Below are 25,222 nucleotides of genomic sequence, written 5' to 3'. Positions count from 1 at the left end.
CCGATTGGCACACCTGCTTGGTGCTGAGAACCTCAGCATTTCCTTTGGCACCCGCACCATCCTCGACGGCGTCTCCCTCGGCCTGGAGGAGGGCGACCGGATCGGCATGGTCGGACGCAACGGCGACGGCAAGTCGACGCTCATGAGCCTGCTGGCCGAACGCCAGACCCCGGACGAGGGCAGGGTCACCCGGCGCCGCGACGTCACCGTGGGCTACCTGGACCAGACGGACGTGCTGGACGGGGACCTGACCGTCGGGCAGGCGATCGTGGGGGACGCCGCCGACTACGAGTGGGCCTCGAACCCCCGGATCCGTGACGTGATGAGCGGGCTGGTCCAGGAAGTGGACTGGAACTCACGGGTATCCTCCCTTTCCGGCGGCCAGAAGCGCCGGGTGGCGCTGGCCAAGCTGCTTACCGGCGACGACGACGTGATCATGCTTGACGAGCCCACCAACCACCTCGATGTGGAAGGCGTGGCGTGGCTGGCCCGGCACCTGAAGCAGCGCTGGCGCCCCACCGACGGCGGGCTGCTGGTAGTCACCCACGACCGCTGGTTCCTGGACGAAATCTGCACCCGGACCTGGGAAGTCCACGACGCCGTCGTGGATCCGTTCGACGGCGGATACGCCGCCTATGTGCTGGCCCGCGCCGAACGGGACCGGATGGCCTCCGTGGTGGAGAGCAAACGCCAGCAGCTGGTGAAGAAGGAACTGGCCTGGCTGCGCCGGGGCGCGCCGGCACGGACCGCCAAACCCAAGTTCCGCATTGAAGCAGCCAACAACCTCATCGCTGACGTGCCTGAACCGCGTGACACCCTGTCCCTGAATAAAATGGCCACCGCCCGGCTGGGCAAGGACGTGCTGGACCTGGAGAACGTGTCCCTGCGGTTCGGGGACATGGACCTCTTCAGGAACATCACCCTGCGCCTGGCGCCGGGGGAGCGGCTGGGACTGGTGGGCGTGAACGGCGCAGGGAAAACCACGCTGCTGCGGCTGCTGAACGGTGAGATCGAGCCTACTGCAGGCCGGCTGAAGCGCGGCAAGACCGTCCAGACGGCCGTGCTGTCCCAGGAAGTGCGCGAGCTGGATGAGGTCGCCGACCAGCGGGTCATCGAGGTCATTGAAAACGAAAAGCGCGTCTTCAATGTTGGCGGGCGCGAGCTCTCGGCCGGACAGCTGGTGGAACAGCTCGGGTTCTCGGCACAGCGCCAGTGGACGCCCGTGAAGGAGCTCTCCGGCGGTGAGCGCCGCCGGCTGCAGCTGCTGAGGCTGCTGGTGGGCGAACCGAACGTACTGATGCTGGACGAACCCACCAATGACCTGGATACCGACACCCTCGCCGCGGTTGAGGACGTGCTGGACGGCTGGCCCGGCACCCTCGTAGTCGTCTCGCATGACCGCTATCTGCTCGAACGCGTGACGGACCACCAGATGGCCCTGCTCGGCGACGGGAAGCTGCGCGGACTGCCAGGCGGCGTGGATCAGTATTTGGAACTGCGGGAGCAGGCGCTGGCAGCGAATTCATCCTCTTCGACGGCGGCCCGCGGCTCTTCCCAGGCCGCCCGGGCAGCAGCCGCCGGTTCATCCCGCCCCGGCGCTGCAGGCGGCACCGCGACGGCTGTGGCAGCCGGCCCGGAGATCTCCGAAGCCGAGAAGCGCGCAGCGAAAAAGGACCTCACCCGGATTGAGCGTCAGCTCAGCAAGCTGACGGCCCAGGCAGAGAAAATCAATGCGCAGATGAGCGAGGTGACCCAGCGTTCGGCCGGAGCCGATTTTGAACTGCTTGCCGAACTCAACACCAAGCTCCAGGCCGTGGCTGCGGAGCAGGAGGATCTGGAAATGCAGTGGCTGGAGGCTTCCGAGCTGCTGGAATAGGAGCTAATCCAGCAGCCGCGGCAGGATATGTTCGCTGAGCAGCGGCGATAAATCGGTGCGCTCCGCCGCGGCTGCAGGCGAAATCCACAGGAGTTCCTCTATCTCCGCCGCAGCGGCCGGCTGCGGGCTCCCGGCGGGCAGGGTCCAGCCGAAAAGGCCGGCATCAATGAAGGTGTCCTCTTCATTGGCGGCGGGGCCGTACCAGTGCCCCAGATCCTCGAGGCCGGCGGCAGGGACAGCCAGTCCCAGCTCTTCGCCTACCTCGCGGGCCGCGGCAGCGGCAAACGATTCTCCGGGCTCAAGCTTGCCGCCGGGCTGCATGAACCGGCTGGTCCCGCGCTTGCGGACCAGCAGGATGCGGCCGGCGTCATCGCTCACCAGCACAGCCGAGATGCGGAGGACCGCCGGAGCGGTGTCCGGGAGGCCCCCGGCGGGCGCGGCCGTGTCCATGTGGGAGAGCCGGGGATCTTTCTGCAGGCCAGTCAGGCCGTTCCAGGACAGGTTCACCAAATGGGCAGCCACGGTTGCCTTGTCCGGAGTCCGGGAGTCCAGCCACCACTGTCCGGTCATGGCCACCATGCCCACCAGCATCTGGGCGTACATGCCGCCCACCTCGGCGCTGAGGCCGCGGCTGCCGAACTCCTTGGCCAGAATGTGTTCCACGTCCCGGGCAATCCGCGAGAGCAGCGTGGAGAAAGTGCCGTCGGGCTGGGACGGCGGTGCATCCCGGGTGAGAATCCGGAAACCGTCGGTGTGGTTCTCGATGTAATCCAGCAGCGCATAGGCAGCCCGCTCCAACAGGACGCGGGGACCGAACGGGCCGGTCAGTGACTCGGTGATCACCTGCAGGAGACGGTTGAACTCGGCGTCCACCACCTCGGTGTAAAGCCCCTCCTTGGAGCCGAAATGCTCATACACCACGGGTTTGGACACGCCAGCCGCGGCGGCTATTTCTTCGATTGTTGCGCCGTCGAGACCGCGCAGGGCGAACAGGCTTCGTGCCACTTCGATCAGCTGGGCACGGCGCTGGACGCCGGTCATACGCAGCCGTGCGCCGCCGGCGGGAGTCTTTACCACCGCTCCAGTGTACCCATCGGGCAGCGGGCCCCTCCGGTCAACTCGCGTACGCATCGGCTCCCGTGGCAGACTAAACTCTTGTGTGCGTGGCAAGCCAGGCACATGATCCGCCCTGGTGTAATGGCAGCACCCCGGCCTTTGGAGCCGTGGAGTATAGGTTCGAATCCTATGGGCGGAACGCTGTGCTGCGGCACCCCTGGCGGGGAAGCCCGGCCGGCGACGCAGAGACCGCCCGTACCACCAAGGAGCGCCATTTCGTGACCACCAACGATGTCCTGACCAGCGGTAATTCTGCGGAGGGGATTGCAGCGGTCATTGTTCTTGCAGCCGGCGCCGGCACCCGGATGAAGTCCCGGACCCCGAAGATCCTGCACCCCGTGGGCGGCATTTCAATGCTCGGACACGCCCTCGCCGCAGCATCGGCACTGCACCCGCGCTTCCTGGCCGTTGTGGTGCGCCACGAACGCGACATCGTGGCCGCGCATGCTGCCAGCCATGCACCGGAGGCCGTGATTGTTGACCAGGACGAGGTGCCGGGAACCGGGCGCGCCGTCCAGGTGGCTGTCTCAGCACTGGATGCCGTGAGCACACTCGAAGGCACCGTAGTGGTCACCTACGGCGACGCACCCCTGCTGGAAGCGGATACCCTGCGCAGCCTGGTCGCCGTGCATGAAACAGACGGCAACGCAGTGACGGTGCTGACCGCCCGGCTGGCCGACCCCACCGGCTACGGACGGGTGCTGCGCGCCGAAGACGGCACGGTGACCGGCATCGTCGAGCACAAGGACGCCACCGATGAACAGCGTGCGGTGGATGAGATCAACTCGGGAATCTACGCTTTCGACGCCGCCGTGCTGCGCGGCGCCCTGGAATCGGTCACCACGCAAAACTCCCAGGGCGAGATGTACCTGACCGATGTCCTGGCCATCGCCCGGAATGCCGGTGGCCGGATCGCTGCCATGGTGACGGAGGATCAGTGGCAGGTGGAAGGGGCCAATGACCGGGTCCAGCTGGCCGCCCTGAACGCAGAACATAACCGGCGAATCCTGGAAAAGTGGATGCGTGCCGGGGTTACCATCACGGACCCCGCCACCACCTGGATCGATTCGACCGTAACCCTGGCCGAAGACGTCACCATCCTTCCCGGCACGCAGCTGCACGGGAGCACCAGTATCGCCCGTGACGCCGTCGTCGGCCCGGATACCACCCTGACGGACGTCCAGGTGGGCGAAGGCGCATCAGTGGTCCGCACGCACGGCAGCGACGCGGTCCTGGGTGCCGGTGCCAGCGTTGGTCCGTTCGCCTACCTGCGTCCCGGCACCGTGCTGGGCGTGAAGGGCAAGATCGGGACCTTCGTGGAAACCAAGAACGCCAACATCGGTGACGGCTCCAAGGTTCCCCACCTTTCCTATGTGGGGGACGCCACCATCGGTGAGCAGTCCAACATCGGTGCCGCCTCCGTTTTCGTCAACTACGACGGCGTCAACAAGCACCACACAACCATCGGATCGCACGTGCGGATGGGCAGCGACAACATGTATGTGGCGCCCGTCACCGTAGGCGACGGGGCGTACAGTGGAGCCGGAACGGTGGTCCGCAAGGACGTCCCGGCCGGTGCCCTGGCCATCAATGTCGCCCCGCAGCGCAACCTGGATGGCTGGGTGCAGGCCAATCGGGCCGGCACCGCCGCCGCAGAGGCCGCCGCAGCGGCCCTTTCAGCTTCTTCCCCCACAGGTAACCCCACGCGAGAAAGCGACCACGAATGAGCAGCGAAATCACCTCCAAGGGTGAAAAGAAGCTCGTCCTAGCCACAGGACGGGCCCATCCAGAGCTGGCAGAGGAAATTGCACGCTGCCTGGATACGGATCTGCTGCCGCTGGCTGCGTATGACTTCGCCAACGGCGAGATCTACGTCCGGCCGAACGAGAGCGTGCGCGGTACCGACGCCTTCGTGATCCAGGCCCACCCGGCACCGCTGAACAACTGGCTGATGGAACAGCTGATCATGATCGACGCGCTCAAGCGGGCCTCGGCCCAGCGCATCACCGTGGTTTCCCCGTTCTACCCGTATGCCCGGCAGGACAAGAAGGGCCGCGGCCGCGAACCCATCTCCGCACGCCTGATCGCCGACCTGTACAAAACGGCCGGCGCGGACCGCATCATGAGCGTGGATCTGCACACCGCGCAGATCCAGGGCTTCTTCGACGGTCCGGTGGATCACCTGATGGCCATCCCGCTGCTGGCTGATTACATCCGCACCCGGGTGGATGCCACCAACGTCACCGTGGTCTCTCCGGATACCGGCCGCGTCCGCGTTGCCGAGCAGTGGGCCGAACGCCTCGGCGGTGCGCCCCTCGCGTTCGTGCACAAGAGCCGCGACCTGACTGTGCCCAACCAGGCCGTGTCCAAGCAGGTAGTGGGACAGATCGAGGGCCGTACCTGCGTGCTCATCGACGACATGATCGACACCGGCGGAACCATTGCAGGTGCCGTACGCGTGCTGAAGGAAGCCGGCGCGAAGGATGTCATCATCGCCGCCACGCACGCCGTGCTCTCCGATCCTGCCGCACGGACGCTGGCTGAGTCCGGTGCGCGGGAAGTGGTGGTTACCAATACGCTGCCCATCCCTGCCGCCAAGCGCTTCGAGCAGCTCACCGTCCTCTCCATTGCGCCGATGATTGCCCGGGCCATCCGGGAAGTCTTCGAAGACGGATCAGTGACCAGCCTCTTCGACGGCAAGGTCTAAGCGGTACCGCTGCGCAGACAGGGCGCCCGTCCGGACTTCGGTTCGGGCGGGCGCCTGTGTGCTGGTAGCATTAAGCCCGATGCCTAGGCGAGGGAGCGGCCCGGAAGAATCCGGGCGGACTCCGTTATCGACGGTGGCTGGCAACTTCTGACCGTACAGGGACCGGATTCCCCCGTTCCGCATGCTGTACGGTGCACTGTTCCGAAACCGGCGCCTACGCCCATGGACAGCCGACACGGCACCCACGGAACACCACATACAGGAGTAGCAATGTCTGAGCAGAAGCTCGCAGGAACCACCCGCACCGACTTCGGCAAGGGAGCGGCCCGCAAGGCCCGCGTCGCCGGCCAGATCCCCGCCGTCATCTACGGCCACGGTGCCGACGTTATGCACATCCTGCTGCCCGCCAAGGCCACCACCCTGGCAGTCCGCACCTCCAACGCCCTGCTGGAGATCGACGTCGACGGCGAGTCCCACCTGGCCCTGGCCAAGGACATCCAGCGCGATCCGATCAAGCAGATCATCGAGCACATCGACCTCCTGACCGTCCGCAAGGGCGAAAAGGTCGAGGTTGAGGTCAATGTCCACGTAGAAGGCGAACTCGCCCCGGGCTCGGCCGTCTTCAACCAGGAAGCCAACACCGTCCTGGTTGCCGCAGACGCCACCAACCTGCCCGAGACCATCGTCGTCAGCATCGAAGGCCGCACCGCCGGCGAGCACATCTACGCCAAGGACCTGCAGCTGCCCTCCGGCGTCGAGCTGCTGCTTGATCCCGAGACCATGGTCATCAACATCTCCGAGTCCACTGTTCAGGATCTGGGCGAGTCCGCTGACGCCCCGGCCGAGGGCGACGTGGCCCCGGAAGTTGTCGAGAACTAATACCGCGTGAGCAGCAACACCTGGCTTGTAGCCGGGCTCGGGAACCCCGGGCCCGGCTACAGCCGTAACCGGCACAATGTCGGTCAGATGGTTCTGGATGAACTGGCCGCACGCATGGGTGGCAGGTTCAAATCCCACAAGTCACGTGCCCAGATTCTTGAAGGCAGGCTGGGGATCGGCGGCCCGCGGGTGGTCCTGGCCAAGCCGCTGACGTATATGAATCTCTCCGGCGGACCGGTCTCCGCCCTGTCAAAGTTCTTCGACATTGATCCGGAGCAGATTGTCGCAGTCCATGACGAGATAGACATTCCGTTCAACACCATCAAGCTCAAGCGCGGCGGCGGCGAGGGCGGACACAACGGACTGCGCGACATGAGCAAAGCCCTGGGTACCAAGGATTACCTGCGGGTCCGTGTGGGCGTCGGCCGCCCGCCGGGACGCATGGACACTGCCGACTATGTCCTCAAGGATTTCTCCGGCACGGAGGCAAAGGAACTTCCCTTCCTGGTAGGCGACGCTGCGGACGCAGTTGAGCTGCTCCTTTCCGAAGGGCTGACCGCCGCGCAGCAGAAGTTTCACACCAGCGCCTGACGCTGTCGCGGTGTAGGTAGCCGGCAGCCGAGAATGGGGTAGGTTTCCAGCGCCCGGAAGTCCGCCCGGCCATTGTTTCGCTTCTGTAACGGGGCCTAAAATGGAACCAGCCGTTAGGGCTCCCAAAGCGGGGCCGGCGTCGGGAGGCCTCCGAGACTGGGCCACCCCCATCCCGGCGCCGGTCCCTTTAACACCGCCTCCTAGTGCGCCGCCTTTAGTCCATCCCTTAACGCACCGCCTTGGCGGGATTATTGCGGGTGTGCTTTGCAGGACGTCGGTTTCCTCCCCCGGAACATGCGTTTGTATCTAGACGTGGCACGGGCGCAGGCGTATGCTCCAAGCCACTGAGCATACTGACCGGTAGCTACCGATAGCTGTTGAATCCGTGATCCGGATGTCTCGCTAGCGTTTTTGGGGGCTGGGGCTGACCCATGAAGAATGCGTCTAATGTCGCTGACCTGGTGGGACGCGCCGCCACGTTGGACAAGCTGTGCGAAAGCCTGACTGCAGGCGGCGCAGGGGCCATCATTCTGGGCCGTGCAGGCGTCGGCAAGACCGCCTTCCTCCGGGCTGCAGCGGATCGCTTGCAGGCCGATTTCCACATCGTGTATCTGCGGGGGAGCGCGATTTCGGCGCAGACACCCTACGGCGCTCTTTCCGTCCTGATCAGTGAGCTTCCCGAATCGGTGGCGGACAACCCCCTCCGGCTCCTGCAGGAGCTGAGCCGGAGTCTTGCTGCGAAGGCCCGGGGCCTGAGGGTCCTGCTTGCTGTAGACAACGCCGATCGTTTGGACCGGTCAACCTGCATGGTGTTGTCCCAGCTGTTGCGGCGGGGAAGCATTGCGGTACTGGCAGCGGCCTCCCTCAGATGGGAGGCCGGTGATGAGCTGCTGGATCTTTGGAGCGAGGGGCTGCTGGAGCGCCTGGAGCTGGAGGCGCTTTCGGAGCGGCAGACCAGGGACCTGATGCAGCAGATGCTCGGAGGCACGGTCTCCTCGCTGGCTGCAGGGACAATGTGGCGCGAGGGGGAGGGAAGCCCCAGGTACATCCGGCTCATGACCGGGCAGCAGGTGCTGTCCGGCACCCTGGTGAACCGGGGCGGTGTCTGGGTTCGGACCGCCCCGTTTATCCCCACGGGCGATATCAGTGAAGTAGTGGACACGGTCCTGGACCGGCTCGATGCCCGGGAGCGGAGGTTCGTGGAAATCCTTGCGCTGTGCGCCGGCATGCCGATGGACACGGCCCTGGACCTGGTTCCGGCGAGCGTCATCGACCTGCTTGAAGAGCAGCAGGTTATAGAGGTTGGCGGCCGGGGTCCGCGGGTAGTGCTTGCTGCCGGAACCGGCGCGAGCATCATTGCCGAGAGTATGGCTCCGGGCCGGAAGCGGCACCTGTGGGAGGAGGTTTCCTCCCTGATGGATCCCGCGGCAATGGAGCCGGCGGAGCTGGTGTCCTACGTTTCATGGACCATGGCCTGCGGGGAACTGCCGGCACCGGATGATGCCCGTCGGGCCGCATATGAAGCCAACAACAACGCCGACGGGCGGTCCGCCCTCAGGTTTGCACGGGCGGTGCCGTCTGATGTGCGCGGCCAGGAACTGGTGCTCGAAGAGCTCCGTGCCCTTTATGCCCTCGGCGATCTGGAGGAAGCGGTACGCGTTTTCCAGGGGATCGAACAGCGGCTCGATCCCGCCAGGAGGAGCAGCTACGTTCCGCTCCTGCTGCTGCATGCCCGGGCGCTGTCCCGGCTGCCCGGCGCAGGTGACCCCGCACCGGTACTGGCAGCGATCGAGGCAACTCGTCCGGAAGCAGGAGATACCGCGGATCATGAGGCAGCGGCAGTGCTGGTGAAAGCCTCGCTCGCAGCTTACCGCGGAAACCCCGGCGGGGTCCATACAGAACTGGCACAACTGGCCGCAGACCGCCGGCTAAGTCCATCGACCCGGATTCAGGTGCGCGTCCTCCAAGCGAACACCTTGGCGTTGTCCGGTCAACTTCATGAGGCCTTGGAAATAGTCGAAGGACTTGGCGCCCCGTTGGAGTATCCGGTGACCGCGAGGAGTTCAGAAGAGGTCTGTACACGCATTTTCGACACCTATCTGCTTGCAGGCGAGCTCGAGCGGGCCGCCGAATTTGTCCGGGCCTTCGATGAGGCCGGCATCCGGCCCTCCTATCATGGCAGCGCCGGTGAACTGGCGCAGGCACTGCTGGCGGTCTGGAAAGGCCAGCGTGCCGCTGCAGCCGAGGCACTTGCGGGCGGTGTCGGTCAGCTTGCCGTCCACGATCCCCGGGACATGATGCCGCTGGCAAGAACATTGACCGCGTGGATCCACCGGCAACAGGGGCAGAACTCCGCTGAGGCCGGGGAACCCGCCGAGTCACACCGCCCAAAATTCTTGCCCGATAGTTTCCGGCGCTTTCAGATCTCGTATTTCTCCATCCTTGCCGGGGACCTCGAACGTGAAACCTGCTGCAGGTTGCTGCGGACGGAGGCGATCCAATCTGAGGGAGAGGGAAACACCGCATATGCCCTGCATTTCCTGGCTGCGGCCTTGCGGTTTGGCGACCGGGAGGCAGCAGCCGCGATCCTTCGGCTGCATCGGGATACCCACGGGCGCTTCGGCACGCTGCTGCGGGAGTATGCGGCGGGCCTGCTTCAGGCCGATCCGGACCGTTTGACCGCGGCGGCCCGGGGTCTTGGCGGCCTGGGGCAGCATCAGCTGTGTCTGGCAGCTGCCCGGACGGCAGCGGAACTATTGTCCGCGGGCACCGCGGAGGAGGACCGCAGGCTGGCAAGGACAGCAAGAGACCTGGCGAATTCAAGCCTCCGCCGGATGGAACATGCCGGGGGACAGAGGGAAACGCTGGCAGAATTGAGCGAATTTGAAGCTGATCTTGCGCATCGTGCGGTTACGATGGCGACCACTTCGCAAATAGCCCGGGAGCTTAACCTGTCTCCTCGAACCATCGAGTGGCATCTGGGCAAGATCTTTGCCAAGCTCCACGTCTCCGGGCGTGCCGAGCTTGCCGAAGTTCTGGCCTGAAGCTGACGTTGGGGGGAATGGGAATGCACGGGTCGAACCTGCGGTCACTGGCAGGCAGGGATGATGTTCTTGCCGCCGTGCTTCAGAGTCTCCGGCGTCCGGGTGGATACGGCGCCGTTGTCGCGGCCGAAACGGGTCTGGGTAAGACCGCTGTCGGGGCTGCTGCGGCTCGTGCGCTGAACACCGAAACCCCGGTGTACTGGGTTTACTCCAGCCCGGCACTGACGGCCGTGCCATACGGTGCGCTTGCTGCCCTGCTGCCTGACCTTGCGCCGGAGGAGACCGGATCGCCGCTGGCGGTTATGCGTGCCCTGACCGCGCGGCTTGATCTCCATGCCCGTCCGGGCCGGACTCCGGAAAAAACAGTACCCGTGGTGATCGTGGATGATGCCCATGACATTGACCCACCGAGCCTGGACCTCCTGGCACAGCTGCTGGATGCCGGACGTATCCGCCTGCTGATCCTCACACGCGCATTCTCCGACGTATCCGCTGTACTTCCGCATATGTGGGACGGCCAGCTTAGCCGCCACCGGCTCACGGCACTGACAGAAGCCGAAACCCAGCAGCTGTGCGAAGAGGAACTTCAGGGGCAGATCAGTGCCACCGCCGCCATAGAACTGGCCCGCCTGACCGGTGGGAATCCCATGTATCTGCTGGCACTGATCGAGGAATCCGTGCGAAGCGGCGTACTCCTCCAGCGGCACGGAATCTGGGTCCTTTCGGACGCCGGGCCACCATTGGGTGGAAGGGTGGGAGACCTGGTCAAAGCCCAGCTGAGAGGCTTGGCGGCTGAGGACCGCGCCACCCTGGAATCCATCTGCCTCGCTGAACCACTTCCGTTGTCCGTTGCGTTTGAATTGAAAATGCACAGTTCCGTAGACACACTTGTGGAGTTGCTTCTCATTCAGGTGGTAACGGAAGAGGACGGCCGCACCGCGCTCCGGCCGCTGCATCCGCTTTACGGCGAGGTTATCCGCCGCATGGTTCCGGCGGCCCGCAGCTCCAGGTTGCATAAACAGCTGCAGGAAGTACTGCCCGGTGTGTGCGTGGGAGCTGAAGGGCTGGTGCGCTGGGTCGCATGGTCCCTGGACCTGGGCGCCCCGGTCCAGGCGGATGCATTGTTGAAGGCTGCAGATGCCGCCAATAACCGGTCAAACCCCCGCCTGGCACTGCGCATGGCCGATGCCGCCGCCGGGGGACCGCAGCAGGTCCAGGCTCGGATACAGAAGGCACGTGCCCTGCTGCAGCTGGGAGACGCGGATGCTGCCGCAACAGCGGCAGCGGGAACGCTGGAAGAAGCACCGGATCTGGAAAGCCTGAAACAGGCGGTGATGGTGGAAGTGCGCCTTTCCATGGGATCTGCGGCAGGAAACGGTTGGGCAGTGGGTCTGGCCGAACGGTGGACGCGGGCCGTTGAACACCTGCCCGGAGTTTCCGCCGCCGAGGTGGTCCGCAAGGCACACGGGGGAGCGCAAATGCTTCTGCTGCTGGGCAGAGTCAGGGACGGGGATTATGCAGAGGCCGAACTTGAAATGGCCCCGGCACTGCAGCAGGCGCGCGAAAGCGGAGCCCAGGAGCGCATTCTCTTCCTTGAGGCGCTGACTGCGGAGGTCCTTCTGGCCACCGGGCGGTCCAGGTCCGCACTGGATCACAGCCGGGCAGCGATGGCCATGCTGCAGATGGAGGCGCCGGGTGCGCTGCTCTACCGCCCCTTTGTCCTACACCGTCATCTCGCCGCCCTGCTCTGGCTCGGTGAATGGGAGGAAGTCCGGGAGTGCGTGGCCTCGGCAGATTCCCCGGTGCAGCAGACACTGCTTCATCTGGCCGGAATTGCAGACTTCGCGCTCGGGCTGTCCCGTCTGCGTACCAATTCGCTGGACGCGGCCATCAGGCACTTTACCGCTGCAGCGGAGGCGGCGCAGGACAACGATACCGAGGGACTGCTTCGCCTCTCCCAGGCACTGGGATCATTCGCCGCCGGGGTGCTGGGGCAGCGTGAGCTTGCAGGGCGGCTGCTTCGTAGCGCCGAAAGCACACCGCCGCGGGGACCGCTGCAATACCAGCTGCTGGCCGAAGGCATGATTGCCGGTGCCCTGGCAGCACGGGATTCAGACGATGCTTCACTGCAGCGGCTGCGCGATGCTGCGGATGCGGCGCAGGAGCGCTCCTGCAGCGCGGTTGAGTTTACCCTGCGGCATCTTGCCTTTCGGATCGGTGATTTCTCGGAAGCCGCCCGGTTGCTGAAAGTCTCCGAAGGCCTGGAAGGCCCCCAGGCCCCTGTCCTGAACAAAGTGGCGCGCGCCGTCGTCGACCAGGATGTGGCTGCCCTCGTGGAGTTGGCGGCGGGTCCCGCCTCTGATCCTGAAATGGATCTGCTGCTTATCCGGCAGTGTCTGTATGAGGCGTTGCGGTTGGCGCGAAAGGGCAATGACAGGGCGTTGCTGAACCGCATTCAGCGCCTCGTTGGCAGGCAGGGCAGCGGACGCACGCCATTGCCGGAACTGACCCGGCGGGAACGCGATGTTGCTGCCCTGGTTGCGGCCGGCCACCGCAACGCGGAGATTGCCCGGCAGCTGAATCTCTCAGTCAGGACTGTGGAAGGGCACATTTACCGGACGTACGAGAAGCTGGGCATCAGCCGGCGTGAGGAACTCAGGGCACGTTTCCCTTCCCTGGAGGACGCAGCGGCAGACTGGAAGCCCCTGTCGCAGCCCGAGTAGTCTGCCGGGAAAACACCAGTAGGTTTTACTCGGGCGCAGCCATTGGGCACTTCGTAGGGTTGGCAATGTTACTCGGGGTTCAGCCGGCGCGGTCCTACCGGTTCTGCCTGCAGCGTTTTGAAGAACATCCGCGGTTCGGGGGGTAACAGCGGATGTCACGGCTCCGTGAATGTCACGGCAAGACACTGCCAGGCCGTACCGCTAGGCTGCTTCGGCGTCCCGAGTCCCACATACGGAGCCGGCGGCGTCGATGCCCTCTGAGACCGGGGCGTCCCCCCAGCCGCCGCCGGCTCCTTCTGTCTCTTCTTCCGACGCTTATTTTCCGTATTGGTGTGTCATAGATCGCCACCCGAGCGCTTTACTACCGGACACACGTACTCCGGCGCTATCCAGGCCCGGCGGACAGATGGAGCCCATCGATGGATCTTGCCGGCCGCCCCATGGCCCGCACCGCGACCCGTGAGGATCGGACCGCGTCGGTTCCGCCCTTATCTGCACAGCTGCTGCCGCAGGTCCAAAGTGCTGCTGCGGCAGCCGGGGATGCCCTGGCCGCCGGTAAAAGCGTGGTGGTTTCCGGTGCGGCCGGAACCGGAAAGTCAGCGGTCCTGGCCCGTGTCCTGGGACAACTCAGCGGGGAATACTCCGTGCTGCGCCTGCGTGGGGCCGCGTCCCTGTCGGAAAAACCCTTCGGCGGTCTCTTCTGGCTGCTTAGCGAGCTGCCGCCGGAGACACTGTCCAACCCGGTCTACGTGCTCCAGTTTGTCCGGCGCGTACTGGAGGAAAAGGCGGCAGGCGGCCGGCTTGTCCTGGCGATAGAGCATGCAGAGGACCTGGACTCGGTCAGCATAGCCATCCTGCTGCAGCTCTGCCGCGGGGGGTGTGCACAAATGCTCGCAACGGTCCGGAACGTGGCCGCCTGCCCGGAAGATTTTGTGCACTGGTGGGCCGGAGACCCCGTCCACCGCGAAGACCTCATTCCCCTGCGGCCAAGCGGCACCCGGCTGCTGCTCGAGGGCATGGCCGGCGCGCCTGTGTCCAGCCGCCTGCTAATGGAAGTGCAGGCACGAAGCCTGGGTAATCCGCGGCTGGCCGCCCTGTTCTTTGAAGAACAGCTCCTGGCACGGACGGTCCTCAAACGAAGGGGTATCTGGGTATGGACAGGCTCCGTCTCTTATGCCGGAACGCTGGCTGAGCGGGTCGATTCAGAAACCGGCACCCTTGGCTCCGCTGAAAGGCTGGCGGTCGAGACTCTTGCACTGACTGGCGGGCTCCCTCTGGAGGTGTTGCTGCGTCTGGCTGACCCGGCAGCGGTTGAGCGGCTTGAGGAGAGCGCACTCGTTGAAGCCAGCGGGCAGCCGCGTGCGCTGCGGCTCAAGGATCCGTTGCTGGCCGAAGCAGCGGCCGCGCTTGTGCCGCACGGCCGTGCAGCGGAAATCCGGGCCCGGATTGCCGGCCGTTCCGCTTCCCGAGAGGACATCGCGGCACCGTCCGGGGCATTCGGGGCTGCGCCGGGAACCGGTGGCCGTGAAGGACAATTACTCGGGCTTCTCCCCGGTGAACCGCGTTTTATGGCGGTATTGCGCGCGGCACGCGAGCTGGCGGCCTGCGGGCAATGGTCTGAGGCAATACGGTCAGCGTCCATGTGCCTGGACACGGTCCTGATCAACCCTGCTGCACCCGGTCTGCAGCGGAGCGTGCTCTCAGAGCTCTTCCACATCTTCCTCAGCTGCGGTGAGCTGCGCCGGGCCGCCAGCCTGCTGGAACATACCGATTCGTTCCTCTCAGGCATGGAAATTCTCGGCAGCAATGACCTGTGCGAGGGAATGGTTCAAGTGCTGGGCGGCCGCGCAGACCGCGCCCTGGATTACCTGCAGCGGGCGCTCGTCCAGCTTGACCAGGAGGAAACGCCCGAGCTGGCACAGTTGGCAGCAACTGCTGCGGCATACGCGTGCGTCCTCCTGAAAGACCGGCGGGCAGGACTGGATTACCTCGATGTCGCCGCAGTTGCAGGGAAAATCCGGGCCGCTGAGGACAGCACCGGCGCCGCAGCGAATCTCATTCGTTGCTTCTCCGGGCTTTGCGCGGCCCGGGGTATGGCCGGAGACCCGGACACGGTAACCGTACCGTCCGGCGGATGCGCGTCGTTGCCCGCTGAATCAGCGGGATTACAGGATCAGCGCAGCGGGCGGAGCTGTACATCGGCCGGTGCGAAGCAGACGGTGGCCAGGCTGCCGGTATTGGCAGCGGCTGCGCTGCAGGGCTGCAGCGGCGCAGCAGAGATGCTCCGCGAGGAATTGCGCGGGTGCAGCGGCACGGCCGCAGACATGTACCTGGATCTGGCCCACGGCCTGCTCGAATCCGATGTCCCATGCATGCTGAGTGCAGCCGAAACGGCGACAGTGCTGGGCCACTTCCTCATTGCCTACGAGGCAGCCGGCGGGGCAGCCCGGCGTGCCCGGGAACAATCCGACCGCCAGGGGCTGCGGGCTGCACGGCGGATAGAGAATGCTAGCTACCGGATGCTGCTGGCTGCCAACTCGGTAACGGACCGCCTGCTGGAGCTTTCCGAGTTCGAGCGGGAACTCGCACTCGGTGCGGCCGCAGGCCGGAGCAGTTCGCACCTGGGTACCGCACTGCACCTGTCGCCGCGGACCATTGACTGGCATCTGGGCCGAATCTTCCAAAAGCTACGTGTATCCGGACGCGCGGAACTGCGTGAGTGCCTGAAAACTGAGCGGCAGCAGACCTGAACCGATCCCGGGAATGCGCGGAAGAGCCGTTTACCGGGTGATCCACACTCCCAAACTACGTAATCATGCACGGTCCCTGAACGCCATTCCCAAGTAACCGAGTAGCGCAACTAGGGACGGCTACTCATGTACTGCAGCGGAGGCCTTAATACGCTGGTGCCAGACAGCATCGCCGGTTCCGTCCGCAGGACGGAACCGGAACACAGCGGCCACCCGGTAACGAACCGGCAGAACTGATTTGACGAAACCGGATATCACCGACATTCGATAGAAACAGGTCTCACAGTGCAGCTACATAACGATCACCAGTCCCATCACCGCCGCACGGGCGGGGCCCCGCTCCACAGCGGAGCACCGGATGCCTCCGGACCCGCTGTTCCCTCCGGTCCCGCTGTTCATGAGACGCCCACCGCGGGTGCGGGCGCCGCCGTCGTCGGCCGGGAACGGGTGCTCGAAGAGGTGCTGCAGTCCCTCGCCGGCACGGCACAGGGTGCCGGATGCGTGCTCGTAGGGGAAAGCGGCATCGGCAAGACGGCCGTAATGCAGCACGCTCTGCGGCACCTGGGCGATGAGACGTTCGTGGTGCAGGTCCGGGGCTCCGAGTTCGCCGGGCGCACGCCTTTTGGCGCATTAACGTTTCTTCTCTCGGACCTGGACCCCGAACTTTCCAACCACCCGGTGATGATCCTCCGCGGCCTCACGGAACTGATCAAGGAACGCGCCAACGGCCGTCCCGTGCTTTTGGCGGTAGACAACGCCGAGGAACTGGACGAGTTTTCCGCCATGGTGCTCACGCAGATGGTGCTTAACCGCAGTGCCGGAATGCTGGTGGCTTTCCGTGACTTCAGTTCGGCCCCCGGCGAATTCACGGGCCTCTGGCGGGATGGCATTCTCGCCAGGGTAGACCTGGAGCCGCTGACGGTCCTTGAGGGGGCCGCCTATCTGGGTTCGCTGCTGGGCGGAAAAGTGTCCCGGGCCGCCGCTGCGGCTATACACGGCTATGCCGGCGGAAACCCCCAGCTGCTCTCCCTGGCCAGTTCCGACTTCCAGGACTCCGGGCGGTTGCGTATGCACAACGGCAGCTGGGTGCTGGCGCCGGGGGAGGATATCCGCGGCGGACGTGTCGCCTCGGCCGTGCTCAACAGCCTCAACGGGTTGTCGGCAGCGCAGACCCAGCTGCTGCAGCTGCTCTCCATGGCCGGTTCGCTGCCGCTGCCCGTGGTCCTGGCGCAGCTGGACAGCGCCGAACTGGACGAGCTGCAGGAACACGGCACGGTTGCCCTGGACATCCGCCCGGTCCCTGACGTCAGAATCAGCAGCCCGGTGCTGGTTCGCTCCTTACGGTCCGGACTGGGGCCGGCCCGGCAGCGCCGGCTTTTTGAAGAGTTGGCTCCCTTCCTCAATACCGTCGAGGGATTCGTCCTGGATGATGTGCTCCTGGCCCGCTGGCTGGAGGCCATTGGCGAGGTGCCGCCGGCCCAGCTCGCCGTGCGCGCAGCCCGGCGGGCCACAGCTGCGGGAAATCCCGACAGCGCGGTTGCCGTGCTATCAGCCGCTTTCAATACGCAGGAAGAGAACGCGGGCGCCGTCGTGGAACTCGCACGGGCACGAACAGAGCAGGGCGAGTACGGTGCTGCGCTGGGTATCCTTTCCCGTTACCGGGGGAGCGAGGCAGCTCCCGACGCCGGTGACCGGATTCGGCTGTTGCTGGCAGAATGCCGCGTCCTCTGTATCGAGGCCACCGGGCTCCGGGATCCCCGCTCCGCAGCAGCACCGGCAGAGCCCGCCCGGATGCGCCACACGGAGCTGTTTTCTCAAGTAGAGGACGAGATTACCGCCCTGGGGAAGACGCCCGGCATCGACATCGTGGAGCTGAGGCGCGATCTGATTCTGGCCCGGGCAGAATGCCACTCCGCCCACGGGCGTTTCCTGGATAACGCGACCTATCTGGCCTCCGAAGAGGTGGAGACGGCGGCCGCGGATCTTGAATTCCGTATTCTCCGGTCTGCCTGGCTGTGCGAGGCATGGGGCATGACCAGCCGCCAGGATGACGCGGTGGAACTTGCTGCCCAGATGGAGCGGTTGTTGCCCGGTGCCGGTCTCAGCGCCGGGACCTATGCCCGGGTGGCCGGCAAACTCCTGCACACCTATCTGATCACCGGGGAGCTGCACGCGTGCGAACGGTTACTGGATTCCGCGGCGGCAACGGGGATGGAGGGTACGTATACCGAACTGGGGCAGGGACTGCTTCATGCCTTCGCCGGACGGCCCGAGCCGGCCCTCGCCGCCCTGCTTCCGGCGGTAGGCCAGCTGGCGGTGGGCGGTCCGGCAGCGTTCCTGCCCCTGGCGGCGGCTGCAGCCGCCTACTGCCACGCCATGGACGGGCGGTTGGACGAGGCACTCCAGTACCTGCAGATACAACGCGGCGCAGCCGACGGCGGGCCTTGGACCGTACGGCGCGGTGCCAGGCACTTCGCTGCTCTGGCTGAGGCAGCGCTGGGGACGGAAACAGGGAGCCGCCGCTTCGCTTCCCTTGCAGCGCAGGACCATAAACGCAGCGCCTATGCGTATGAACTGCTGGCCCGCCTGACGGCCATGCGGCTGGGGGATGAGGACAGCCTGGACGAGGTACTGTCCGTGGCGGCAAGCCTGCAGGGGGACTTCGCCGCGCTCTGTGAAAGCTATGCAAAGGGACTGGGCAATGCGGACGCCCAGCTGCTTCTCCGGGCCTCCGAAATGGCAGGAAACTCCGGGCATCAGCTGCTGGCCAGGGAAATCTCCGAACATGCCCTGGGGATCGCCTCGGGTGCGGGGGACCGGGCAACCGTCCGCTTCATCCACCGCAGCCGCAGGGCCACGGGCCCCGAAACGGCCGCGGAAGCTGCTGATGAAATCCTCGGGGCACTGACTGCCAGGGAGCGCTCCATCGCCCGCAAGGCGGCAGCCGGCACAAGCAACAAGAAAATCGCGGAAGAACTGGGGATCTCGGTCAGGACGGTCGAGGGGCACCTTTACCAGGTCTATTCCAAACTCCATGTTGGCAGCAGGCGGGAACTTGCCCGCACCATTGCGGAACAGGCAGGAGCAAAGAAATGACAATCTGGGGTCAGAGCCGTCAGCTGTTCGGACGTGAACGCGAACTCGCGGAGGTCGCCGGACGGTTGCTGGACCCCGGGCTGCGCGGCGTCGTACTCCTTGGCGACGAAGGCATTGGCAAGTCCTCCCTCGCGGAGCAGGCGGCCGAGAGCCTTTCCTCGATCATGGTCCCTTATTACGTCTGCGGCAGTCCCGTGCTCTCCAGGATGCCCTACGGCATCCTGTCCACCTACCTCGGCCGGGCCACCGCGGCGGAGATGGAATCCCCGCTCACTGTCCTGCGGACTGTTCGGACACACTTCCAGCGGCTGACGGAAACCAACGGCCTGCAGACGCTGCTGGTGGTGGACAACGCACAATACCTGGATGAGGCCAGCGCGCATCTGCTCACCCAGCTTGCCATGTCCGGCGAACTCCGGCTGATGGTCATTTCCCGGGCACGGGCACCCCGGATCCACGAACTGCTCTCCCTGGCCAGGGACGGGCTGCTCGCGCGGATCGACCTGGGCCCGCTGTCGCACGAGGCAGTTCACGAGTTCTGCGTCAGCGTGCTTGGCGGTCCGGTACTGCAGGCATCCACCACGCTCTTAAACCGCATCTCCGGAGGCAATCCGCTGTACGTCAAGGAGCTGCTGGGACGTGCCCAGCGGCAACAGCGGCTGGTTGAAGCAAACGGAGCCTGGTTCCTGCGGGGCAGGCCGGACTGTCTGGATACCTCCCTGGTAGACCTGGTGAAGAGCATGCTCGGGTCCCGCACCCCGGCTGAACGGAACGTCCTTGAAACCCTGGCACTGGCCGAACGGCTGCCACGGTCCGTCCTGTCGGCGGTGGCCGACGACGAAGCCGTCCGTTCGCTGGTGATCGACGGCATTATGGAAATCCTGCCGGACCGGGATGAATCCGCCCATTTGGTTCAGCTCCTGCACGAAGAGATCATCCGCAGCCTGGTCCCGGCCGCCCGCAGTGCGGAAATCCGCGCGCGGGTCCTGGGCTGCTACGCCCCGGGTTCCCCGGGCAGCTCCATGAACCCGGGTGACATCAGTACGCTGCTTCGTCAGACTGAATGGGCGTTGGACTGTGGAGACCGGCTGCCCGGGGAGCATTTGCTTGCGGCCTCCCGGGCGGCGAACGGGATAGGAGACGCTGCCAGGGCACAGCGTTTCGCAGCCGCCATAACCGCCGTGCCTTTCCGTGCCGCAGCCGAAGTGGAGCTCGCCGTCGCGCACGCCAAGCAGGGCAGCTACGGGCAGGCCCGGGACCGGCTCGATGCGTTGGGGAAGCGGATGAGTGCGGACAAAGCAGCCGTGTGGGACCGGCTGACCCTTCACCGGGCGATGTTCGTCAGCGCGCTGAGCCGGACCAGCGGGCCCGGCGAGGGACTAACTGCCCTGACAGATAAGTGGAAGACCGCTTCGGCTCCGGCCGAAGACGACCCGGGCGTAGCGGAGCAGGTACGGGTGTCCATGGAGGTCCTCAACGCGTCCGCACTGATTCTCGACGGCGAGTACGAACAGGCATGCACCCTCCTTGCAGCCCTTGACACCGGTGGCCTCCTGCCGGATGCGGCGGAACTGGCGGTATTGATTCACGGCCTCTACGCCGAGGTCCTGACCGCGTGCGGGGACGTGGAGCCTGCCCTGCAACAGGCCGCGGCCGCCGCGACCATGCTGGATACCGGTGGCGGAGAGCTGCAGGGGTATGCCGGGTTTGTTTTCGTCCGCCAGGCCCAGGCCATGCTGCATGGCGGCCGGTTTGGCCAGCTGGAACAGCTGCTTGCCCGGATGCATTCCGTTCCCCAGCACCAATTGACCCTTCTCGGGGGCAGCCTGGGTGTATTCGAAGCGGCCCTTGAGATTCACCGCGGCAGGCTCCACGACGGGTTGCGGAAGCTGCGCCCGGCGGTGGAAGCGTTGCGGGAAAACGATCCGGAACTGCTGCTCCCGTATGCCCTTGGCCTGGCCGGTTACGCTGCGACCGTGGTGGCTGACGGAACGCCCGCGGCAGGTTTCGTGGCCCAGGTTCCGACAGTCGGATACACCGGTCCGCGGCATCTGTGGCTCACGGCCCAGGCTTACGCCGCGGCAGCCGAAGCCTCACAATCCACCGAGGGTCCGCCCTCCGGCCGGCTTGCTGCGCTTGCCGCAGAGGCCAGGGCAGGCGGACTGCACAGCACCGAGAAGGACATCCTGGAACTATGCCTGGCCGTTGGCGACCTTACCCAGGTAGGGCGTCTGGCCGAGCTGACTGCCGATTTTGACGGTGCCGAAGCGCAGGCACTGCATGCCTATGCCGTTGCCGTTGCCTCAGGCAACCCGGACCGGATGGTCGCGGCCGCCGAGGACGCAATCCGGGCACAGAAATACCTCGTGGCGGTAGAAAGCATCGGGCATGCCATCCGTTTCTATGGCAACCACGGAAACCTGCGCCGCCAGCGCGCCCTGATCCAGCAGCTGCGGCGGCGCAGAGAGGAACTGGCGGGCGTTACTGTCTCATATCTCAGCCCGTCCCTGCATCTGGTCCGGCTCACCCGCCGTGAGCACGAAATCGTGGACCTGCTGCTGTCCGGTGCCACCACCAAGGACATTGCCGCCCACTTCACACTCTCCCAGCGGACGGTCGAGGGGCATGTCTACCGGATCTACGTAAAACTGGGGATCAGCCGCCGAGCGGACCTTGAATCTGCCTACCGTGCCCTGGAACCCGGACATCGGAGCAGTTCCCTGGTCAGGTAATGGCTGGTCCTCTGTGCCGGCCAGCCCCAAAAATACCTGACTATATTTGGGTTTTCAGCGTTGCTGGGTAGTAGGGCAGGTACGTCCCGCCGACAGGACGAAATCCAGCTGACGAGCCGAGTATTGAGTACTCGGGTTCCTGTAGAGGACCGCTCCTACATTTGTTGCCAGTTCAAGGAAAAGGCAACCAGAAGGACGTCGGTCTCGAAATGGGAACTGAGATACATGGTCACACTGCGCCGGAATCCTACCTGCAGGCAGTACCGCCGGTCGCGGCTGGGAGTACCAGCCGACCAGTCGTTCATGCGGCGAGCCGGACCGTCCCGGGACCGAGGGGAGCCGGGGCGGTCAAAGAGCACCGCCGATACGCCCCATCCGTTTTTGATCCAGCCGGGCTGCATACCTCCGACGGCGGTTCGGCCATGGCGCAGAGCCGCAGTACGGCAGACATCGTGCTGCCGGTCCAGCCGTTTGTTTTTCCCAGCTTTACCACGGCCCGGCACTTTGGGCAGGCCGGGCGTACCAAGAGCGCTGCTGTCGTATGGAACCGTCGCTACGCCAGGATCCTCACGGTTTCGGATGCGGTGGTGGTCTTCACCGCAGCACTGGTCGGTCACGCGGCCTGGTTCGGGCTGGAAGAAGCCAAGCTGCGCGTCGGACCCTTTGCGCCCACCTACCTCATCATCTCGTGCCTCATTGGCCTGGCCTGGATGCTCGCGCTGCAGGCCTACCGCAGCCGGGACGCCCGTATCACCGGGATCGGTACTGATGAGTACAAGAGGGTAGTCAACGCCACTGTTGCCCTGATGGGAACCCTTGCCCTGGTCTCCGTGGTCTTCCAAATCGACATCGCCCGTGGATACTTCGGACTAGTGCTTCCCGGCGGTACCGCTGGATTGATCGCCGCCCGGTGGCTGCTACGGCGATGGCTGCAGATGCAGAGGCGGAAGGGGAAGTACCTCTCCCGCGTGGTTGTCCTGGGGCAGCCCCGGGACGTGCGGTACGTGGTGAACCAGATCGGTCGAAAGTCGCGGGCGGCCTACCAAGTGGTTGGCGTGGCGCTTACGGGCAAGAAAAGAGCCTGGCTTGAAGTGAACGGAGCGCAGCTTCCCGTTGTCTCAGACGCAGAGACGGTGGTTGAGGCCGTCGCGCGGGTGGGTGCAGACGCCGTAATTGTCGCAGGCCAAACCAAAGGGGGCAGCCGGTACATTCAGGAATTGGGCTGGCAGCTCGAGGAGTCCTCCACTGAACTGATTCTGACTACCGGGCTGACCAACGTCGCCGGGCCGAGGATTCACGCCCGGCCGGTGGAGGGTCTGCCTCTGATGCACGTGGAGCTTCCTCAGTACACCGGTGCCCGGCACGCCTTCAAACGGATTTTCGACGTCGTGGTGTCGTGTGCTGCCTTGCTTGCCTTGGTGCCCCTGTTTGCCATGCTGGCAATCCTGGTCAAAAAGGACAGCCCGGGGCCCGTGCTCTTCCGGCAGGAACGCGTGGGACGGGGCGGCCGTAAGTTCCTGATGCTGAAATTCCGCTCAATGGTGGAAACGGCGGAAGACGATCTGGCTGGTTTGCTGGACCAAAATGAAGGTGCCGGACTGATGTTCAAAATCCAGAATGACCCCAGAATCACCCGGGTGGGTGCCTGGATGCGGCGGTATTCGCTGGATGAACTACCCCAGTTCTGGAACGTGCTGATTGGGGACATGTCCCTGGTGGGACCGCGCCCGCCGCTGCAGCGGGAAGTCGACAGCTATGAAAAGCGGGTCCACCGCCGCCTGTACATCAAGCCCGGCATTACGGGTATGTGGCAGACCAACGGACGCTCCAACCTGAGCTGGCAAGACAGTATCCGCCTCGACCTTTACTACGTGGAGAACTGGTCTCTGACCGGCGACCTCATCATTCTGTGGCGCACCGCTGTCCAGATGGTCAAGCCGCTGGGGGCCTTCTGATGGGTCCCGCCCCGCAATCCACCGAACCGCAACAAGACCGCCACCGGAAGGCAGGAAGCATGGGAATCCGCATCGGCTACGCGCCGGGAGCTTTTGACCTGTTCCACATAGGGCACCTGAACATCCTGAAGCACGCCAAGGCGCAATGCGATTACCTTGTGGCCGGAGTTGTCTCCGACGAGCTGTGCGAAATCCGTAAGGGACAGGTCCCCGTGGTGCCCCTGCCGGAACGGCTGGAGATAGTTGCCGGACTGGCATGCGTCGACCGTGCTGTCCCGGAGATCCTGCCGGACAAGCTCGACACTTGGAGGCAACTGCGGTTCAACGTCTTTTTCAAAGGGGACGACTGGAAGGGAACCGCAGCCGGTACGGACCTTGAGAAGGCGTTTGAGGCGGTGGGCGTGGAAGTCGTGTACTTCCCCTATACGGTCCACACCTCCAGCACGCGTCTTCGCCGCAGCCTGGATCTCCTGAACGCCACGGCAGGGAGCGCGATATGAGGGTACCGGTTGCGGACAGCCGCCTGCGGATCGCCCTGGTCGGGACGCGGGGTGTGCCGGCTCGATACGGAGGGTTCGAAACCTGTGTGGAAGAAGTTGGCAAACGGCTGGTTGAACGCGGACACCAGGTGACGGTCTATTGCCGGATTGATGCCCGGACCGACACCTCGGTCCGGGAGTATCTGGGTATGGACCTGGTGCACTTACCGGCCCTGCATAAACGGTCTCTGGAGACCCTCAGCCACACCGGGCTGTCCGCTGCACACTTGCTTGGGCACCGCCCGGATGCGGCCATCGTCTTCAACGCCGCGAATTCGCCGTGGCTGCCCCTGCTTCGCGGAGCCGGGATTCCCGTGGCAACCCACGTGGACGGGCTGGAATGGAAAAGGGCAAAATGGGGTCCGGCCGGCCAGCGCTACTACCGCTACGCGGAAGCGCTGGCAGTCCGATACTCGGATGCCCTAATTGCCGACGCCGGCGGGATCCAGCAGTACTACCGGGAAGAATTCGACGCCGAAGCGGTGCTCATCACGTATGGCGCCCCGATTCTGGGGGATGCAGGCGACCACCGGCTGGCCGAGGTGGACCTAACCGCGAATCAATACCACCTGGTGGTCGCGCGGATGGAACCGGAGAACCACGTGCACACCATCGTGGAGGGATACCTCCGCAGCGGTTCAGTGCTGCCCTTGGTGGTGGTGGGCAGCGCCCCGTATGCGGAACAATACACGGGCAGTATCCGGCGAATGGCGGACGCCCGCGTCCGCTTCCTGGGCGGGGTCTGGGACCAGGAATTACTGGACCAGCTATATGCCAACTCCCGGGTGTACTGGCACGGGCACTCCGTGGGAGGAACCAATCCCTCCCTCCTGCGGGCAATGGGCGCCGGCGCTGCCGTCAACGCCTTCGATGTTGTGTTCAATCGGGAGGTCCTCAGATCAGCGGGGCGCTTCTTCACGAATCCCGAGGACGTGTCGAAGCTGGCGCTGGCGGCGGAGATCTCCCCGCAGGATGCTGCCGAACGGGGTAGGACTTCACTTCAGGAAGCAGCACGCTACGACTGGGACGATGTGACGTACAAGTACGAACTCCTGGCACGGGGGCTTGCCGCCGGAGAGTTCCGGTGCCCGGGCAGTGCCCGACGGCGACGCCCGGGCCTCCAAGAGGCCAGGCTCACGGGCGCATCGAGATAACCCGTACTGCAGCACGGCTAGGAGGGAACATGGCACATCGCGGAACGAGGGTGCGACGCC

Annotated in this window: 14 protein-coding genes and 1 tRNA gene; 14 read left to right on the top strand and 1 reads right to left on the bottom strand. The window is 65.1% G+C overall.

Translation table 11 applies throughout. From position 1 onward, the window contains the following. The first annotated feature begins 4 nt into the window (after window positions 1-4). Window positions 5-1,876: an ABC-F family ATP-binding cassette domain-containing protein gene (locus tag QWJ37_RS12300; protein WP_227904250.1), complete on the top strand. Its 1,872-nt coding sequence runs from the start codon at window positions 5-7 to the stop codon at window positions 1,874-1,876. A 3-nt stretch (window positions 1,877-1,879) separates the two neighbouring features. Here QWJ37_RS12300 and QWJ37_RS16195 read toward each other — a convergent pair whose 3' ends face one another. Further along, the gene (locus QWJ37_RS16195) at window positions 1,880-2,953 is read right to left on the bottom strand and encodes a TetR family transcriptional regulator (protein ID WP_356882331.1); all 1,074 of its coding nucleotides are present in this window, start codon (window positions 2,951-2,953) and stop codon (window positions 1,880-1,882) included. Between the two features lie 106 nt (window positions 2,954-3,059). Here QWJ37_RS16195 and QWJ37_RS12285 point away from each other — a divergent pair. The 13 genes from QWJ37_RS12285 to QWJ37_RS12225 all read left to right on the top strand — a co-directional run bounded on the left by QWJ37_RS12285 (window position 3,060) and on the right by QWJ37_RS12225 (window position 25,162). Next, window positions 3,060-3,131, top strand: a tRNA-Gln gene (locus QWJ37_RS12285). Between the two features lie 97 nt (window positions 3,132-3,228). Further along, window positions 3,229-4,719 (top strand): bifunctional UDP-N-acetylglucosamine diphosphorylase/glucosamine-1-phosphate N-acetyltransferase GlmU, encoded by a 1,491-nt coding sequence (glmU, locus tag QWJ37_RS12280; protein WP_290245741.1) that lies wholly within the window; start codon window positions 3,229-3,231, stop codon window positions 4,717-4,719. Then, window positions 4,716-5,699, top strand: a complete 984-nt coding sequence (locus QWJ37_RS12275; protein ID WP_227904251.1) for a ribose-phosphate diphosphokinase — start codon at window positions 4,716-4,718, stop codon at window positions 5,697-5,699. Before glmU ends, QWJ37_RS12275 begins: the two co-directional genes overlap by 4 nt. Before the next feature lie 270 nt (window positions 5,700-5,969). Next, a complete protein-coding gene (locus QWJ37_RS12270; RefSeq protein WP_227904252.1) occupies window positions 5,970-6,578 on the top strand; it encodes a 50S ribosomal protein L25/general stress protein Ctc in 609 nt (202 codons plus the stop codon). Between the two features lie 6 nt (window positions 6,579-6,584). Beyond that, window positions 6,585-7,169, top strand: coding sequence for an aminoacyl-tRNA hydrolase (pth, locus tag QWJ37_RS12265; protein WP_227904253.1), 585 nt, complete (start codon window positions 6,585-6,587; stop codon window positions 7,167-7,169). A 431-nt stretch (window positions 7,170-7,600) separates the two neighbouring features. Continuing rightward, a complete protein-coding gene (locus tag QWJ37_RS12260; RefSeq protein WP_290245422.1) occupies window positions 7,601-10,213 on the top strand; it encodes an AAA family ATPase in 2,613 nt (870 codons plus the stop codon). 23 nt (window positions 10,214-10,236) lie between these two features. Next, the gene (locus QWJ37_RS12255) at window positions 10,237-12,936 is read left to right on the top strand and encodes a LuxR C-terminal-related transcriptional regulator (RefSeq protein ID WP_290245421.1); all 2,700 of its coding nucleotides are present in this window, start codon (window positions 10,237-10,239) and stop codon (window positions 12,934-12,936) included. A 419-nt stretch (window positions 12,937-13,355) separates the two neighbouring features. Continuing rightward, window positions 13,356-15,686 carry a LuxR family transcriptional regulator gene (locus tag QWJ37_RS12250; RefSeq protein ID WP_290245420.1) on the top strand — a complete coding sequence of 777 codons (2,331 nt, stop codon included), beginning with the start codon at window positions 13,356-13,358 and terminating at the stop codon, window positions 15,684-15,686. 285 nt (window positions 15,687-15,971) lie between these two features. Then, on the top strand, window positions 15,972-18,782 hold the full coding sequence (locus QWJ37_RS12245; protein ID WP_290245419.1) for a LuxR family transcriptional regulator: 2,811 nt from the start codon (window positions 15,972-15,974) through the stop codon (window positions 18,780-18,782). Next, window positions 18,779-21,514, top strand: coding sequence for an AAA family ATPase (locus QWJ37_RS12240; protein ID WP_290245418.1), 2,736 nt, complete (start codon window positions 18,779-18,781; stop codon window positions 21,512-21,514). The genes QWJ37_RS12245 and QWJ37_RS12240 overlap by 4 nt, the downstream gene beginning before the upstream one ends. 422 nt (window positions 21,515-21,936) lie before the next feature. After that, on the top strand, window positions 21,937-23,469 hold the full coding sequence (locus QWJ37_RS12235) for a sugar transferase (protein ID WP_227928911.1): 1,533 nt from the start codon (window positions 21,937-21,939) through the stop codon (window positions 23,467-23,469). A 59-nt stretch (window positions 23,470-23,528) separates the two neighbouring features. Continuing rightward, on the top strand, window positions 23,529-23,969 hold the full coding sequence (locus tag QWJ37_RS12230) for an adenylyltransferase/cytidyltransferase family protein (protein ID WP_227928912.1): 441 nt from the start codon (window positions 23,529-23,531) through the stop codon (window positions 23,967-23,969). After that, the gene (locus tag QWJ37_RS12225) at window positions 23,966-25,162 is read left to right on the top strand and encodes a DUF1972 domain-containing protein (protein WP_290245417.1); all 1,197 of its coding nucleotides are present in this window, start codon (window positions 23,966-23,968) and stop codon (window positions 25,160-25,162) included. Before QWJ37_RS12230 ends, QWJ37_RS12225 begins: the two co-directional genes overlap by 4 nt. The last annotated feature ends 60 nt before the right edge of the window (window positions 25,163-25,222 follow it).

It is taken from the genome of Arthrobacter sp. YD2 (genome assembly GCF_030410475.1).
Classification (GTDB): Bacteria; Actinomycetota; Actinomycetes; order Actinomycetales; family Micrococcaceae; genus Arthrobacter_B; species Arthrobacter_B zhangbolii.
This window is presented reverse-complemented; position numbering and strand designations above follow the sequence as displayed.

Coding starts and splice junctions, on each gene's coding strand:
- QWJ37_RS12275 (WP_227904251.1), top strand. CDS start 4,716: ATGAGCAGCGAAATCACCTCCAAGGGTGAAAAGAAGCTCGTCCTAGCC.
- QWJ37_RS12270 (WP_227904252.1), top strand. CDS start 5,970: ATGTCTGAGCAGAAGCTCGCAGGAACCACCCGCACCGACTTCGGCAAG.
- QWJ37_RS12260 (WP_290245422.1), top strand. CDS start 7,601: ATGAAGAATGCGTCTAATGTCGCTGACCTGGTGGGACGCGCCGCCACG.
- QWJ37_RS12255 (WP_290245421.1), top strand. CDS start 10,237: ATGCACGGGTCGAACCTGCGGTCACTGGCAGGCAGGGATGATGTTCTT.
- QWJ37_RS12250 (WP_290245420.1), top strand. CDS start 13,356: ATGGATCTTGCCGGCCGCCCCATGGCCCGCACCGCGACCCGTGAGGAT.
- QWJ37_RS12240 (WP_290245418.1), top strand. CDS start 18,779: ATGACAATCTGGGGTCAGAGCCGTCAGCTGTTCGGACGTGAACGCGAA.
- QWJ37_RS12235 (WP_227928911.1), top strand. CDS start 21,937: ATGGCGCAGAGCCGCAGTACGGCAGACATCGTGCTGCCGGTCCAGCCG.
- QWJ37_RS12230 (WP_227928912.1), top strand. CDS start 23,529: ATGGGAATCCGCATCGGCTACGCGCCGGGAGCTTTTGACCTGTTCCAC.
- QWJ37_RS12225 (WP_290245417.1), top strand. CDS start 23,966: ATGAGGGTACCGGTTGCGGACAGCCGCCTGCGGATCGCCCTGGTCGGG.